This window comes from Aquabacter spiritensis (assembly GCF_004346185.1).
Taxonomy (GTDB): domain Bacteria; phylum Pseudomonadota; class Alphaproteobacteria; order Rhizobiales; family Xanthobacteraceae; genus Aquabacter; species Aquabacter spiritensis.
Map to the genome: position 1 here is coordinate 158,312 of NZ_SMAI01000002.1, position 16,640 is coordinate 174,951.

A 16,640-nucleotide genomic window follows, 5' to 3' on the forward strand; every position below is an offset into this window, starting at 1 on the left:
ATTCCCCAACGCCATGGCAAGACCGGCGCGACAAGCTGGGCAGCCGATCAGGAGCAAGACCCATGGCGAACATCACTTACGCCGTCGCGGACGATTGGGGTTCCGGGTTCGTCGGCAGCATGACGGTCGCGGCCGGACCGCAGGCCATTTCGGGTGGGTGGACCGTCGAATTCGATGCCGGGTTCGACATCACCAATATCTGGGGCGCCGAGATCGTCAGCCGCACCGGCACCCATTATGTGATCCGCGCGGCGGCCTGGAACGGTGACGTCGCCGCCGGCGGCGCCGTGACCTTCGGCTTTCAGGCGACACCCGGGGCCGGCGGCACCGCCGCGGGCGGCTTCGCGGTGAACGGCGCGCCGGTCGAGGGAACGCCGCCCGATCTGCCCGAGGAGCCCGAGACCCCCGAAGAGCCCGAGACTCCGGAAGAGCCGGAGACGCCGGAAGAGCCGGACGCCGGCGGCCCCGGCCGGATGTTCCAGATCACGACGTCGGGTCCCGACATCGTCGGCTTCGATCCGGCCAGGGACAAGCTCGATCTCGGCGACGTGTCGGTCCACAATTTCATCGTCGTCGACACCGCCGAAGGCGTCGGCTTCATGAATCCCTGGTCCGGCGAGGTCGCGGTGCTGGTTGGCGTCTCACTCGGCCAGCTCACGATCGACAGCTTCGCGCCGATCCAGAACGACCATCTGCGCCAGGATCTGTCCGGCGCCTTGGCCTGGGAGCACGGCATCACGGCCGCCCCCGGCACCGTCTATGCCCGTTCGCATGAAATCGGCCAGATCGACCGCGTCTCCTTCGATCCCGCGACCGACATCGTCGACTTCCGGTATTTCGGCACGCGCGAGCAGGTCTATATGGAGGACAGCCCCGAGGGGGTCGTGATCTCCAATTCCGGCACCGGCCAGGCGCTCATTCTGCTCGGCGTGGAAAAGGCGGATCTGTCCGCGGAAAACTTCCTCTTCCATTTCGCCCAGGCGCGCGAGGACCGCATTCCGCAGCAGCTCGGGGTCGCCCCGGTTCCCGATTCGCAGATCCTGCCCCAGGGTGTCCCCATCGCCGGCACCAATGATTGGCCGACCGGCGACGGCGGCGGCGCGCCCCCCACCGGGACGGTCGGGACCACCACGACGATCGGCTGGGACTATGGCAGCCATATCGAGATCGACTTCGATCCGGCCACCGACACGCTCGATTTCGGCTGGTTCAAGGATTACGAATTCGCCGTGACCGAGACCGCTTCCGGCCTCGTCATCGCCATCACCGGCAACAACCAGACCTATACCTTGCCGGGCGTCGCGCTCTGGCAGCTCGAAATCACCAATATCATCGCGTTGGACAATGGCGCGCGCGCCGAATGGCAGGGGCTGATCAACGCCGCCGTGCCGCCGGCCGCCCTGCCGGTCCTCTCGCTCGACGATGCCAGCGTCGCGGAGGGCGATTCCGGCGTTTCGTTGATCCAGTTCACGGTGCGCCTGAGCGCGCCGTCCGACGCCTCGGTCAGCGTGAGCTATTCGACCCTCAACGGCACCGCGACCGCCGGCCAGGATTATGCCTCGGCGGTCGGCACCGTGACCTTCGCGCCGGGCGAAACCGAAAAGCAGATCGCGGTCCAGGTGCTCGGCGACACGCTGGTCGAGCTGGACGAGCGCTTCAGCCTGCATCTGTCCGCGGCGAGCGGGGCCACCATCATGGACGGCTCGGCGCTCGGCACCCTCGCCAATGACGATGCCGACACGACGCCGGACGTGCTCCCTGCCGTCTCGATCGCCGATCTCTCGGTCGCCGAGGGCGACGGCGAGCACATGCACTTCATGTTCCTCGTCACCCTCGACAAGGCCGCACCCGGGCCGGTGAGCGTCGCTTACTCGACCGCCAATGGCAGCGCCCTCGCGGGCACGGATTACGCCGCCGGGAGCGGTGTCGTGACCTTCGCCGCCGGCGAGACCTCGAAGATGGTGCATGTCGATATTCTCGGCGACACGATGGTCGAGGGCGACGAGACCTTCACGGTCACGTTGTCGGCGCCGAACGGCGTCACCATCGCCGACGGCATGGCGACCGGCACGATCCTCAACGACGATGCGGCGGCGCCGGCGCTGCCGGCGGCCTCGATCGGCGACCTGTCGGTGGTCGAGGGCGATGGCGGGCATGTGCATTTCATGTTCGTGATCACGCTCGACCGCGCCGCGTCCGGGCCGGTGAGCGTCGCTTACGCGACCGCGAACGGCAGCGCCCTCGCGGGGGCCGACTATGTCGCAGAAAGCGGCGTCGTGACCTTCGCGGCGGGCGAGACCTCGAAAATGGTGCATGTCGACATTCTCGGCGACACTTTGGTCGAGGGCGACGAGACCTTCACCGTGACCCTGTCCGCTCCGAACGGCCTCACCATCGCCGATGGCACGGCGACCGGCACGATCCACGACGACGATGCGGCGCCCCCCGTCCTGCCGGCTTTGTCGATCGGCGACGTCGCGCTCGCCGAGGGCAATGCCGGCAGCGCCACCATGATGTTCACCGTCACGCTGTCCCAGCCGGCCGCAGGCCCGGTGACGGTGCAGTACGCCACTTCGAACGGCACTGCGACCGCCGGCTCGGACTATGCTGCGGTCTCCGGTACGCTCACTTTCGCAGCCGGCGAGACCTCGAAAATGGTCCATGTCGCGCTCGTCGGCGACATGTCGGTCGAGGCGAACGAGGCCCTCTTCGTCACGTTGTCCAATGCCAGCGGCGCCACCCTCGCCGACGCGTCGGCGACCGGCACCATCCTCAATGACGACGTTGCCGCCCCGCCCGCGGGGGGGACGACGCTCGATTACGTGGTCAACGACAATTGGGGATCCGGCTTCGTCGCCGCGATGACTCTCGGCGCGAGCAGTGCCGGGCTCGATGGCTGGACGGTGGCGTTCGACGCCGGCTTCACCATCACCAATATCTGGAACGCCGTCATCGTCAGCCATGTCGGCACCCATTATGTGGTGCGCAACGCCGCCTGGAACGGCAAGGTCGGCGCCGACAAAGAGGTGAGTTTCGGCTTCCAGGCGACCCCCGGCAGCGGCGGCACCGCGGCCACCGGCTTCCTGGTCAATGGCGCGGCGGTGGGCGAGGCGCCCGCCCCCGTTCCGCCCAGCCTGTCGGTCGGCGACGCCAGCGTCATGGAGGGCGATTCCGGCACCGCGCAGCTGATGTTCACGGTCACCCTCTCGGCACCCTCCGCGACGCCGGTGACGGTGAATTATGCCACCGCCGATGGAACGGCGCGCGCGGGCAGCGACTATGCCGCCCTGTCCGGCACGCTCACCTTCGCGCCGGGCGAGACCTCGAAGATGGTCCATGTCGCGGTCGCGGGCGACACCGCCGTCGAGGCGGCCGAGACGCTGACGCTTGCTCTGTCCAATGCCGGCGGCGCCACCCTGGCCGATGGCAGCGCCACCGGAACCATCCTCAATGACGACGTCGCCCCTGTGCCGACCCTGTCGGTGGCGGATGTCGGCTTCGCCGAGGGATCGGCGGCCGCGCCAGGCATGGCGATGTTCACGGTGACGCTTTCGGCCGCCTCCGCGACCCCGGTCACCGTCGCCTATGCCACCCAGAACGGCACGGCGGGAGCGGGAAGCGATTATGCCGGCATTTCCGGCACGCTCACCTTCGCGCCGGGCGAAACCAGCAAGATGATCCATATCTCGGCGATCGGCGACGGCGTGGTGGAGGCCGACGAGACCTTCCAGCTCGTCCTGTCCGCCCCCGTCGGCGCGACCCTCGCCGACGCGACGGCGATCGGCACGATCCGCAATGACGATGCGGTCGGCCCGGCGCCGGATCTGCCGACCGTGTCGGTCGGCGACGTCGCCGTCACCGAGGGCGATCCCGCGACCGGCGCGGCGGCCGAGGGCTGGTTCTCGACCCGCGGCAACCAGATCGTCGACGCGGCCGGCAACACGGTGCAGCTTTCCGGCGTCAACTGGTTCGGCTTCGAATCCTCCAATGCCGCCCCGCACGGCATCTGGACCCGCGGCTATAAGGAGATGATGGACCAGATGGCGGATCTGGGCTTCAACACGATCCGCCTGCCATTCGCCAGCGACATGCTGCGCGCCACCAGCGCGAGCGGCATCGATTATTCCAAGAATCCGGATCTGGTCGGCCTGACCCCGCTCCAGATCATGGACAAGGTGGTCGCCTATGCCGGGGAGATCGGCCTCAAGATCATCCTCGACCATCACCGCTCCTCGCTCGGCGCCGGCACCTCCGAGAACGGCCTCTGGTATGATGGCGGGCATTCCGAGGCGCAGTGGATCGCCGACTGGCAGATGCTGGCGCAGCGTTATGCCGGCGATCCGACCGTGATCGGCGCCGACCTCCACAACGAGCCGCACAACGGCACCTGGGGCGGTGGCGGCGCAAACGACTGGGCGGCGGCCGCCGAGCGGGCGGGCAATGCGATCGGCGCGGTCAATGCCGACTGGCTGATCTTCGTCGAGGGCATCGGGTCCTATGAAGGCGACAATTATTGGTGGGGCGGCAACCTCCAGGGCGTGCGCGACCGGCCGATCGACCTCGATGTCGACAACAAACTGGTCTATTCGGCACACGATTATCCCAACTCGATCTATGCCCAGCCCTGGTTCCAGGACCCCGATTTCGCCGCCGATTTGCCGGCGAAGTTCGACGAGATGTGGGGCTACATCTATCGCGAGAACATCGCCCCGGTGCTGATCGGCGAGTTCGGCACGCGCCTTCAGGACCCTAAGGACGCGCCCTGGTTCGAGGCGATCACCTCGTATCTCGCGGGCGATTTCGACAATGACGGCGTCTCCGATCTCGCCCCGGGCGATCAGGGCATTTCCTGGACCTATTGGTCGTGGAACCCGAATTCGACCGATACCGGCGGCATCCTCGCCGATGACTGGCGCACCGCCATTTCGGAGAAGCTCGCTTATCTCGAGCCGATCCAGTTCGACTTTTCGACCGACGTGCCGGGCGGCGACGGCGGCGGGGCGCCGGTGGTCACCCAGGCCGATTTCCTCGTGACGCTGTCGGAGGCGTCCGGCGAGGCGGTGACGGTCGGCTATCACACCCTGGCCGGGGATGCCGACGCGTCCGACTTCACCCCGGTGAGCAGCACGATCACGTTCGCGCCCGGGGAAGTGAGCAAAGTGATCTCGGTCGCCGTCACGCCCGACACTCTGGACGAGGCCGACGAATATTTCCTGCTGATGCTCACCGATGCGCAGGGCGCGATGATCGGCATGGCGGAGGGACGCGCGACCATTCTCGACGACGACGCCGCGCCGGTCGATCCTGTCGATCCGGATCCGGTCGATCCCGGCGAAGACCCGGACGATCCGGCCCCCACGGGCGATCTCGAAGCCATGCTCGCGGTGATCGATTCGTGGGGATCGGGCTTCAATGCCGCGGTGACCCTCCACAATGACGGGGCGGCGGCGAGCGGCTGGCAGATCGAGATCAGCATGCCCTACGAAATCACCGACATCTGGAACGCCGAAATCGTCTCCCGCGACGCCGACGGCTATGTCATCCGCAACGCGGCCTGGAACGGGGCGCTCGGTGCCGATGACGAGGTGAGCTTCGGCTTTATCGGCGCGGGGTCGGTCAATCCCGGCTTGATCGACCTGTTCGCCTGATCGCCGCCCCCGCCGCCTCCGGCCTCCGCCGCCCGCACGGGCGCCGGGCGCGGCACGGCTCCGGGCGTTCCCCGACGCCCGGAGCCGCTGCGCGCGCGGTGCCGGACTGGCGCTGAACTGGGCGGCTCCCTGCCGCAATAACGGGCGCGGTTCCGCTTTGTCGGGAATCGGCCCGCAGCCAGATCTTCACTTTCCCTTACGGACGAACACGCGGCCCCGCGGCGCACGTGGCACGGCCCTTGCTTTCCCCTTAAGAAAATTGTTTGCGCAAGGGGAACTGTTCATGTCCACAGAGAAGACACGCGCTCCGGCCCTGTCCGCCTCCGGCGCTGCGTCCTCCGTCACCCGCCGGTCCGTCCTGGTGGGATCGGTCGCAGCCGCGACCGCTCTCGCCATGCCGGCGATCGCCCAGGCGCGGACCAAGGTCAAGCTCGGCTATTGGCCGATCTCCGGCGGGCTTGCCTTCTTTTCGGCGGTCGAGGAGGGCTATTTCGCCGAGGCGGGGATCGATATCGAGGCAGTCAAGTTCGCTGGTCCCAATCAGGTCGTCGAAGCCATCATCGCCGGCCGTGTCGAGGGCTCGGCGAACGGCACCTCCTCGCCGACCCTGGCGCTCGCGGATGCCCAGGCGCCCGGCTCGATCAAGCTGTTCTGCCTCAACTTCGCCAATGCGACCTACGTCATCGACCACATCATCGTGCCGAAGGACAGCACGCTGACCTCGGTCAAGGAGATTGCCGGCAAGCGCTATGCCTGCGGTCCCGGCATCAACAACGTCACGCTCGCCAAGGCGGTGCTCGAAGGCGCCGGCATCGCTGCGCCCAAGGTGATCGAGCTGCCGGTGCCACAGCTTCTCCCCGCGCTCGCCGCCGGCCAGGTCGATGCCGCCTATGTCCTCGAACCGACCGCCGTGGTCGGCCGCAAGCAGAATATCTCCAAGATCCTCGAAACCGCCGTGGTCTCGCGCTACGTCTTCGGCAATCCACAGGCGCCCTGGTTCGGCGGCGCCGCCTCGCTGAGCGCGGATTTCATCGCCCGCAATCCCGCCGCCGCCAAGGCGGTGATCGGCGCCTATGCGAAGGGCGTCGCCTATGTCCGGGACAAGAAGACCGAGGCGAATAAATATCTCAAGGGCTACACGGCGATCGAGGGGGACCTGATCTCCGAGGTGCCGGTGTCGGGCTATCGCATGTACAGCGAGATGACGCCGGACGACTGGGCGATGACGCAGAAGCTGTTCGACCTCTTCTTCGCAAAGAAGGTCGTGATGCAGGAACTGAACGCGGCCCGCATGGCCTATCAGGGCTGAGCGCGCGCCGGCACGCATCGTACGACAAGGCGTCCCATGACATCCTATCTCGCGCCCATCGCCCGGCGGCTGGGCAGCCGGCGGCTCTGGCTGCCCTTCATCGGGCCGGCGCTGCTCATCGCCGCCTGGAGCCTTCTGGTCGAGAGCGGCACGATCAGCCCGATCCTTCTGCCCGGTCCGGTCTCCACCCTGAAGCATCTGTGGTCGGTGACGGTCAGCGGTGCCGTCGCGGGCGACTTCCTGATGACGCTGAGCCGGACCGTGCAGGCCTTCCTGATCGCGACCGTCATCGGGGTGCCGCTGGGCGTCGCCCTCGGCGCGTCGGAATCGCTCTATCGGAGCGTGGAATTCGTCATCGACTTCTTCCGCTCCACGCCGTCGAGCGCGCTGATCCCGCTGTTCATGCTGATCTTCGGGATTTCCGACTTCAACAAGATCGCGATCTCGGCCTTCGCCGCCGTCCTGGTGATCCTGTTCAACAGTGCTTATGGCGTGATGAACGCCAAGCGCACGCGGGTCATGGCGGCGACCGTCATGGGGGCGACCCGCTTTCAGGTGTTCCGCGACGTCCTGCTCTGGGAGAGCCTGCCGCAGACCTTTGTCGGCCTGCGCAGCGGAATCAGCCTCGCTCTGGTGATCGTCGTCGTCGCGGAGATGTTCATCGGCTCGGACAGCGGGCTCGGCCAGCGCATCATCAATGCGCAGCAGATCATGAATGTGCGGGAAATGTACGGATCGATCCTCGCTGCCGGCGTGCTCGGCTATGTCCTCAATCTCCTGTTCCTGATCCTCGACAAGAAGGTGGTGCATTGGAGCGGGCGGGCATGACGCGCCCGCCTCAAGCTTCCGGCGGCCGGACCTGGCCGGCGATCACCATCCGGGGGCTCTGCAAGAGCTTTGGACCGGCGCCGCTCTACCGGGATTTCGATCTCGACATCCCGCGCAACAAGATCATCGCGGTGTTCGGCCCGAACGGCTGCGGCAAGTCGACCTTGATCAACATGATCGCCGGCCTGATGCCCTACGAGCGGGGCGAGATCCTGTTCGACGGCAAGACGCTGAAGGACACGAAGGTCGGCTACGTGTTCCAGAACTACCGGGACGCGCTGTTTCCCTGGAAGCGGGCGATCGACAATATCCGCTACCCCCTCGCCCTTGCCGGCATGGCGCGCGCGGAGATCGCCGCCCGCGTCGACCGGATCGTCGCCGCGTTCGACGTCCGGTTCGATCTCGCCCGCTATCCCTACGAATTGTCGGGCGGCCAGCAGCAGCTCGTCTCCATCATGCGCGCCTTGGTGCCGGAGCCCGAGGTCCTGTTCCTCGACGAGCCGTTCTCCGCCCTCGATTACGAGATGACCCTGTTCATCCGCGAGAAGCTCCAGCAGGTGTTCATGGAGACCGGCACGACCATGGTCCTGGTCTCGCACGATCTCGAAGAGGCGGTGTTCCTCGCCGACATCGTTCTGCTCCTGACCAAGCGCCCCACCCAGATCGCCGAGATCATCGACTTCACCGTGCCGCGGCCCCGCACCGTGGCGACCCTCTCAACGCCCGCCTTCGTGGCGACGAAGGCCCATACGCTGGACGTCTTCCAGCGCGAGGTTAGAAAATGACCGAGACCGCGTCGAACCCTGTCGATCCCGGGATGCGGCTCGAGATCGGCGCGCTGGGCCGCGCCTATCGCGCCCGCACCCTGACCCCGGCCGCAATCATCGAGCTCGTCTATGCGCGGATCGCCGCGCGCGGCGAGGACGGCGTGTGGAACCATCTCGTTCCGAAGGAGACGGCGCTGGCGCAGGCCGCGGCCCTCGGAGAAATCCCCCAAGATGCCGGTCCGCTCTGGGGAATCCCCTGCGCGATCAAGGACAATCTCGACGTGCCGGGCCTGCCGACGACGAGCGGGCTCGCCGTCTCGCGTTACATTGCCGAGACCACCGGACCTGCGATCAGCCGCCTGATCGCGGGCGGGGCGATCGTGATCGGCAAGACCTCGATGGACCAGTTCGCGCTCGGCCTCGTCGGCGTGCGCACGGAAAGGCCGTCCGCCTCGTGCGTGTTCAACCCGGACTTCATCCCCGGCGGGTCCAGCGCCGGGTCGGGCGTGGCGGTGGCGGCGGGCCTCGTCGCCTTCTCGCTCGGCAACGATGCCGCCGGATCCGGGCGGGTGCCGGCGGCGCTGAACAACATCGTCGGCATCAAGCCCACCCCCGGTCTGATCTCCAACCGCGCGGTGAGCGGCGGCGGCGTGGTGCGCTCGATCGAGACCATCTCGGTCTTCGCCCTGAGCTGCGCCGACGGCATGACCGTATTCCGCGAAATGGCCGGCTATGACGATGCGGACGCGTTCTCGCGGCCCCAGGCCGACACGGTCGACCTCGCCATCGCGCCCATTCCGGAGCGCTTCGCGTTCGGCGTCCCGATGGCGGCGCAGCGCGACTTCCACGGCGATGCCGATGCGGCCGCGCTGTTCGACGCCGCGATCGCGCGGCTGACCGCGATGGGCGGCACACCGGTCGAGATCGATTTCGCGCTGTTGAACGAGGCGCAGGCCATCCTCTATGACGGACCCTGGATCGCCGAGCGCACCACCTGGCTCGCGCCGAAGCTGGAGCGCTATGGCAGCCAGCTCCACCCCGTGACCCGCACCATCCTGGAATCCGGCAACCAATACTCCGCCCGGGACCTGTTCCGCGCGCAGCACCGGCTGGCCGAGATCCGGCAATATGTCCGGCGCCTGTTCCGTGAGATTTCCGTCCTCGTGGTGCCGAGCACGCCGACCACCTTCACCAAGGCGCAGGTCGAGGCCGACCCGATCGCCCTCAATTCCAAGCTCGGCATCTACACCAATTTCGTCAATCTGCTCGGCATGTGCGGCGTCGCGGTGCCGAACGGCTTTCGAAGCGACGGCCTGCCCCAGGGCATCACCTTCCTCGCCCTGGAGCTTCAGGACGCCGTCGTGGCCTCGTTCGGCGACGCCTATCTGACGGCCTCCGGCGCGGTCACCGGGGGGCCACAGGGCTGAGGGGCGCGCCCCTCAGCCCGAGCCGATCAGGATGCCGGCGGCGAGAACCAGAGCGCCGCCCAGCACGACCTGGATGGCGGCGCGGAAGAAGGGCGTCTCCATGTAGCGGTTCTGGATCCAGGCGATGGCCCAGAGCTCGACGAACACGACCACGCAGGCGAGCGCGGTCGCGGTCCAGAAATGCGGGATCAGATAAGGCAGCGCGTGGCCGAGCCCGCCGACCGCCGTCATGATCCCGGAGGCGAAGCCGCGCTTGAGCGGCGAGCCGCGGCCGGAAATCACGCCGTCGTCATGGGCGGCCTCCGTGAATCCCATGGAAATCCCCGCACCGACCGAAGCGGCCACGCCGACCAGAAGCGTGGTGTGGGAATCCTGCGTCGCGAAGGCGGTGGCGAAGATCGGCGCGAGGGTCGAGACCGAGCCGTCCATCAGCCCGGCGAGTCCCGGCTGGACCCAGGTCAGGACGAACTGGCGCTTTTCCTTCTCGTCCTCCTCGTGCTTCGCTTCCTGCGGGAGGTTGGCGGCTTCCAGCGCCTCGGCGGTCGCGAGATGCTGCTCCTCCTGCGCCGCGAGGTCGCCGAGCAGCTTTCGGGTGCCGGTATCGGCGGCCTTGGCCGTCGCCGCGCGGTAAAAATGCGCCGCCTCGTCCTCCATCCGCGCGATCTCGCCGCGGATCCGGGCGATGCCGAGATTCTTCACCAGCCAGACCGGGCGCCGGGCGTAATAGCCGGCGACATGCTCGCGGCGGATCAGCGGGATGTGCGGGCCGAACCGGCGCTGAAACTCCGCGATGAGCGCCTGGCGGTGGCGGTTCTCCTCCGCCGACATGCCGTCCAGCATGCGGGCCGTGGCGGGATAGTCGGCCCGCACGATCTCCGCGTAATCGGCATAGATGCGCCCGTCATCCTCCTCGGAGGAGATGGCGAGCGCGAGGATTTCTTTCTCGGTGAGATCGGAGAACTGGCGCCGCGCGCCGAAGCCGGGAATCATCGTGGTGCCCCTTGCCGTCCTGAGGCAGGGCGCCGCGCGTTCTGCGGAACCGCCCCCAGATGCCTGTCTCTGGCACGGGCGGGGGCCTGCGGCCAGATGGCGTTGCCGCGGCAGTTTGGCTCTGCCCGAGGCCGGCGGCGAACGGAATGCAACCGTTTGGTCAGCGCGGGCGTTGCCGCAGCAGGAGAATGACCCATGGCGGCACGGTCGAAAGAGAAACGCGCAAAGACGCACACGGGCGCCGGGGCAGGGCGGGGCGCGTATTGGAAGGGCTTTCTGAAACTCTCCCTCGTCACCTGCCCGGTTTCCCTCACTCCCGCGACGACGGAAAGCGGCAAGGTCCGGTTCCACACCCTCAACCGCGCCACCGGCAACCGGGTGCGCGCGAGCTATTACGATCCCGAGAGCGGCGAAGCGGTCGAAGAGGAGGATCTGCGGCCGGGCTTCGAGCGCGGCGCGGACGATTACATCGCCTTCGAGGACGAGGAATTGGAGGCGGTGGCGCTCGACAGCACGCGCACCATCGACATCGAGCGTTTCGTCGCGGCCGCCTCCGTGCCTTGGCTCTGGTACGACAAGCCGCACTTTCTGGCGCCCGACGGGGCGGTCGGCGCGGAAGCCTTCGCGGTCATCCGCGCGGCCATGGAGAAGACCGGAACCGCCGGCTTCGCGCGCCTCGTCCTCTATCGCCGGGAGCATCCCGTTCTGGTGACGCCCCGCGGCAAGGGCATGCTGCTTTGGACGCTGCGCTATGGCGAGGAGGTGCGCGCGCCGGATGGGCTCTATCCCGCCTCGGACGACGGCAAGGCCGATCCCAAGGTCGCCAAGCTGATCGAGCGGCTGATCGACGCGCGCACGGTGAAATGGGACGCCGCTTTGTTCGCCGATCCGGTGCAGGAGGAGGTGCGGGCGCTGATCGCCCGCAAGCAGAAGGGCGGCCGGCCGCGCCGCGCCGCCCGGAGCGAAGACAAGGCGCAGGACGCGCCCGGCAACGTGGTCGACATCACCGAGGCCCTGCGGCGCTCCCTGGCCGCGGAGAAGCCGGGAGGCCGGCGCGGCAAGTCCTGACCGCGCGGCGCTAATCCCTCTTGCGGCGCCGGGACGCCGGCACCGGGAGCGGCTTTGCCGCCGCCCGGAAGTCCGCCCATGGATCGCGTTCGAGCGCGGCCAGCCGGGCCACCGTGTTCAGCACCGTGAAATGCGCGGGTCCGATTTCCGGCGACAAGTCCTCCCAGGCGAGCGGCATGGAGACCGGCGCGCCGGGCCGAGCCCGCGTGGAATAGGGCGCGACTGCCGTGCTGCCGCGCCCGTTGCGGAGATAATCGATCAGGATGCGCCCCGTCCGCTTCGCCTTCGCGACGGTGGCGACGAAGCGGTCCGGCGCGTCCTTGGCCATTTCGTCAGCGAGCGCCTTGGTGAAGGGCTTGACCACAGTCCAGTCCGCCTTCGGCACCAAGGGCGCGACGACGTGCAGCCCCTTGCCGCCGGAGGTCTTCACGAAGCTTTCGAGGCCCCGCGCCGCGAGCCGCGCGCGCACCTCGAGGGCGGCGGCGATCACCTCGGGCCAGGCGACGCCCTCCCCCGGATCGAGATCGAAGATCATCTGGTCCGGCTGTTCGAGCGCGTCGAAGGTCGCGCCCCAGGGATGGATTTCCAGCACGCCGGCCTGGACCAGGCCGATCAGCCCGTCGAGATCGGCGACGCTGACGAGCGGCTGATCGTCCGGCGCCTTGGGATCGGGCATTAGGCGGATGGCCTTCGCGGCGCCGCGCCAGACATGCTTCTGGAAGAAGCACTGGCCCGCGATCCCCTCCGGGCAGCGCACCAGCGCCAGCGGCCGGTTGACCACGAACGGCGCGATGGCGCGCCAGACCTCGGCATAATAGTCCGCGAGCCCGGCCTTGGTGACCCCGGCATCGGGCCAATAGAGCCGGTCGGGATGGGTGAGGCGGACCTTGCTGCGCGGCGCCTGCGCCATGGCGTCTCCTCCGCTCTCGCGCACCACCTCGCGCGGATCCTTGTCGTCCCGCAGCCCGCGGAACGCCGCGTGCCGCAGGCTGCCATCCGCCGTCCAGCCGCGAAACTCGACCTCGGCGACGCGGTCGGGCGCGACGAAGACGGCGCCCCGCGCCGCCTCGGCCGGCAGGCGCGCGGCGAACGGGCTGGTCTTGCGCTTCAGCGGCTTCAGCTCGCGCATCAGCGCGCCCGCCGTCGCCTGGGAGAAGCCGGTTCCCACCCGCCCGGCATGGACCAGACCGTCCGGGCCATAATAGCCCAGAACCAGAGAGCCGATCGCATCGCGGCCGGTGGTGGAGGGGACGTAGCCGGCGATCACCAGTTCCTGACGCTCCGCGCATCGGCTCTTGACCCAGGTCCGCCCGCGGCCGGGGACGTAACGCGAGTCCCGCTTTTTGGAGACCACGCCCTCCAGGCTGAGCCGGCAGGCATGTCGCAGCACGAGGGCCCCGTCTTCCTCGAAATGCGCGCTCACCCGCAAGGGATCGCCCGCACCGTCGAGCAGCGCGGCCAGCGCCGCCTTGCGGACAATGAGGGGACAGCCCGTCAAATCGGCGCCGTCGAGATGCATCAGGTCGAACAGATACAGGATGAAGCGATCCTTGCGGCTCGCCGACAGATCCGCCTGCAGGGCGGAAAAGTCCGAGGCGCCGCCGGCACCCTCCACCACGAGTTCGCCGTCCATCAATGCCGCGTCCGCCGGCAAAGCGCGCAGCGCGTCGACGATGGCCGCGCCGAACCGTGCCGTCCAGTCGAGCCCGCCGCGCGTCAGAAGGCGGACCTTTCCGCCTGAGATGCGCGCCTGGATCCGGTAGCCGTCGAATTTGATCTCGTGGATCCAAGCTTCCCCCGCCGGCGCGGCCATGACGCGCGTCGCGAGCAGCGGCGGGAGAAAATCGGGCAGCGGACCCGGCCGAGCCCCCTCCAATGCCGTGGGGGGAGGGGTGCCGCCCTTCTGCATCGTGCTCTCGCCGCGCGGCTTGCGGGGCGATGGCGAGCCGGCGGTTTTCGCGCGCGCGGATCTGCCGGCGGATCTGCCGGCGGAATCGGCAGCCGTCTTCTTGGTCCCTGCCGTCTTATCCCGGGCGGACGCGATGGCACCCGTCTTGGACGACCAGCCGGGCGCCTCGCCGGCAATGTCGGGGATCTGCCGCCCCGTCTTCACCGATTCCGGACGTTCCTCGAGGATGTCGGGGGCCTCCGGCGCGCGGGCGGCGGCGTCCTCGCTTTTGATCAGCAGCCAGTTCTCGCGCTTTTCCCCCGGTTTGCCGCGCAGCCGGACGAGGTGCCAGCGCCCGGTGAGCTTCTCGCCGTCCAGGGTGAATTCCAGGTGGCCCTTCTTCAGGCCCTTTTTGGCGTCGCCGATCGGCGCCCAGCTGCCCCGGTCCCAGAGCAGCACGGTGCCGCCGCCATATTCGCCCTTCGGGATCGTGCCTTCGAAATCGCCGTAAGCGAGGGGATGATCTTCGACATGGACCGCGAGTCGCTTCTCCCCCGGCACCAGGCTCGGGCCCCGCGTCACCGCCCAGCTCAGCAGCACGCCGTCGAGTTCGAGGCGCAGATCGTAATGCAGCCGGCGGGCGTCGTGCTTCTGGATCAGATAGGCCCTGCCGCCGTCGGCGCCAGCCTCGCCGCGCGGCTCCTTCGTGCGGGCGAAGTCGCGCTTGGCGTTGTAGCGGTCGAGCGCCACGCTTTACCCCGCTTTGCGCCGGGCGGGGGATTTCGCGGCCGTCTTGGACGGCTTCTCGGCCGCGGCCTTGGTGCGGGACGCGGCCTTGCGGGCCGGCGCCTTCTTGGACTTTTCGGGCGGGTCGCCGGCCGCGCTGCGGCGCAGGGCGTCCATCAGATTGACGACATTGGTGCGCGCGGGCGCCTTCTTGGCGCGGATCGGCTTGCCCGCGATCTTCATCCGCACGAGATCGGCCAGCGCCGCCTCGTAGCGGTCCTCGAATTCGTGCGGGTCCACCTCGCCGCTTTTCGTGGCGATGATATGGGTCGCGAGATCGAGCATCTCGCCCTCCACCTTCATGTCGGCGATGTCCGAGAAGGCCTCCTCCTCGGCGCGCACCTCGTAGTCGAAATGCAGCGTCGTCGCGATCATCCCCTCGCCATGGGGACGCAGCAGGACGGTGCGGGCGCGGCGGAACAGAACCGCGTGGGCGATTGCGGCCGCCTTCTTCGCGGTCATGCCGGCCTGGAGCACGGAGAAGACCTTGGCGGAGACCGGGTCGGCGGGGGCGATGAAATAGGGCTGGTCGAAGAACACCGGATCGATGGCGTCGCACGGCAGGAAGCCCGCGACGTCGAGCATCTTGTCGGCCTCGGGCACGGTCGCGGCGACCTCCTCTGGCTCGATCACGACATGGTCGCCGGCCGCGGTCGGATAGCCCTTCACCTGATCCTCGCGCTCCACCACGTCGCCGGTTTCCTCATCGACGAAGCGCCGGCGCACGGCGTGACCCGTGGTGCGGTCGATGGTGCGAAAGGCGATGCGCCCGGACGACGACACCGCCGTATGCAGGCTGACGGCACACGACAGGTCCGCCAGCTTCAGGAAACCTTTCCACGTTGCGCGCGGGGCCACGATCGCTTCTCCACCTTACCCGAGTCCGGAATTCCAAACGCTGCCGCCGCGTTTGCGTTCCCGGTTCCTGTCGGGGAAATGCGATGCTATGCCGGGGCTCAACCAACGGAGAGCCGCGTGCCACTTCCGGCTGAACGCACACCGGCCGACAAGCGCCGCCTCGATCCGAAGGCGCGCGAGGCGGCCATCGTCACGGCGGCGATCGCCTTTTTCGCGGAGCAGGGCTTCGACGGCTCGACCCGCGACCTCGCCGCACGGATCGGCATCACCCAGCCGCTGCTCTACCGCTATTTCCCGAGCAAGGAGGCCCTCCTCGACCGGGTGTACGAGGAGGTCTACCTCAATCCGTGGAAGCCGGAATGGGGGCCCGCTCTGAAGGACCGCAGCGTGCCCCTCGAACAGCGCCTGACGCGCTTCTACCAGGATTATGCGCGGGTTCTGCTGACCTACGAATGGGTGCGCCTGTTCATGTTCGCCGGGCTGAAGGGACTCGACTTCAACGCCCGCTATCTCGCCTTCCTGCACCGCACCGCCTTCGACCTCGTGGTGCGCGAACTGCGCCACGAGCGCGGTCTGCCGACCGAGCCGCCGATCTCCGATGCCGAGGTCGAACTGGTCTGGGGCCTGCACGCCTCGATCTTCTATATGGGCGTGCGGCGCTTCATCTATGGCATGCCGTTCCCCGACGATCTCGATGCCGATCTCGCTTTGCGGGTGCGCGCCTTCCTAAAGGGCGCGCCCGAAGCGCTCGCCAGCCTCGATGCGCCGGTGGCGGCGGAGACCAAATCCAAGACCAGGATGGCGACGAAGACCGCGGCCGAGACGAAGGCCGGGATCCGGACGGCCGTGGAGGGGGCGGCGCCCCGGATTCGGCAGAAGGCGATCGCCGCACCCGTGAAGGCGGCCCCGCCGACGGCGAAGAAGGGGCACCGGGCGCGGCGGGATCCGCCGGCTCGAAGCGGTAATTGATCGGTCGATAAATAGCGCTTGACCGTAGCGCGCTTCTGCGGCATCATTTATCGACTGATCAATACCGGAACGCCCCCGGTGAAGGTGGCGGCCGGGGAGGAT

10 protein-coding genes are annotated in these 16,640 nt (G+C 68.2%); 7 read left to right on the forward strand and 3 right to left on the reverse strand.

Annotation, left to right across the window (positions count from 1 at the left end; all coding sequences use genetic code 11):
- Positions 1-62 precede the first annotated feature (62 nt).
- From EDC64_RS04980 to EDC64_RS05000, 5 genes are all read left to right on the forward strand, one after another.
- Positions 63-5,648 carry a Calx-beta domain-containing protein gene (locus tag EDC64_RS04980; protein ID WP_165933640.1) on the forward strand — a complete coding sequence of 1,862 codons (5,586 nt, stop codon included), beginning with the start codon at positions 63-65 and terminating at the stop codon, positions 5,646-5,648.
- 283 nt (positions 5,649-5,931) lie between these two features.
- Positions 5,932-6,957 carry an ABC transporter substrate-binding protein gene (locus EDC64_RS04985; RefSeq protein WP_132030152.1) on the forward strand — a complete coding sequence of 342 codons (1,026 nt, stop codon included), beginning with the start codon at positions 5,932-5,934 and terminating at the stop codon, positions 6,955-6,957.
- Between the two features lie 36 nt (positions 6,958-6,993).
- The gene (locus EDC64_RS04990; RefSeq protein ID WP_132030153.1) at positions 6,994-7,785 is read left to right on the forward strand and encodes an ABC transporter permease; all 792 of its coding nucleotides are present in this window, start codon (positions 6,994-6,996) and stop codon (positions 7,783-7,785) included.
- Positions 7,782-8,570 carry an ABC transporter ATP-binding protein gene (locus EDC64_RS04995; protein WP_132030154.1) on the forward strand — a complete coding sequence of 263 codons (789 nt, stop codon included), beginning with the start codon at positions 7,782-7,784 and terminating at the stop codon, positions 8,568-8,570. The genes EDC64_RS04990 and EDC64_RS04995 overlap by 4 nt, the downstream gene beginning before the upstream one ends.
- Complete coding sequence (locus EDC64_RS05000) at positions 8,567-9,979, forward strand: allophanate hydrolase (protein ID WP_132030155.1); 1,413 nt, start codon at positions 8,567-8,569, stop codon at positions 9,977-9,979. The genes EDC64_RS04995 and EDC64_RS05000 overlap by 4 nt, the downstream gene beginning before the upstream one ends.
- 12 nt (positions 9,980-9,991) lie before the next feature.
- Here EDC64_RS05000 and mbfA read toward each other — a convergent pair whose 3' ends face one another.
- Positions 9,992-10,969, reverse strand: coding sequence for an iron exporter MbfA (gene mbfA, locus EDC64_RS05005; RefSeq protein ID WP_132030156.1), 978 nt, complete (start codon positions 10,967-10,969; stop codon positions 9,992-9,994).
- Between the two features lie 195 nt (positions 10,970-11,164).
- Between mbfA and ku (EDC64_RS05010) the strand changes: the two genes are divergently transcribed.
- Positions 11,165-12,037: a non-homologous end joining protein Ku gene (gene ku / locus EDC64_RS05010; RefSeq protein ID WP_132030157.1), complete on the forward strand. Its 873-nt coding sequence runs from the start codon at positions 11,165-11,167 to the stop codon at positions 12,035-12,037.
- Between the two features lie 10 nt (positions 12,038-12,047).
- Here the strand turns inward: ku (EDC64_RS05010) and ligD are convergent, their stop codons facing one another.
- Together ligD and ku (EDC64_RS05020) are read right to left on the reverse strand one after the other, a co-directional pair.
- A complete protein-coding gene (gene ligD, locus EDC64_RS05015) occupies positions 12,048-14,675 on the reverse strand; it encodes a DNA ligase D (RefSeq protein WP_132030158.1) in 2,628 nt (875 codons plus the stop codon).
- Positions 14,676-14,678: 3 nt separating this feature from the next.
- Positions 14,679-15,569, reverse strand: a complete 891-nt coding sequence (gene ku, locus EDC64_RS05020) for a non-homologous end joining protein Ku (protein WP_132030159.1) — start codon at positions 15,567-15,569, stop codon at positions 14,679-14,681.
- Positions 15,570-15,686: 117 nt separating this feature from the next.
- Here ku (EDC64_RS05020) and EDC64_RS05025 point away from each other — a divergent pair, with 117 nt between their 5' ends.
- Complete coding sequence (locus EDC64_RS05025) at positions 15,687-16,538, forward strand: TetR/AcrR family transcriptional regulator (RefSeq protein WP_245504544.1); 852 nt, start codon at positions 15,687-15,689, stop codon at positions 16,536-16,538.
- The last annotated feature ends 102 nt before the right edge of the window (positions 16,539-16,640 follow it).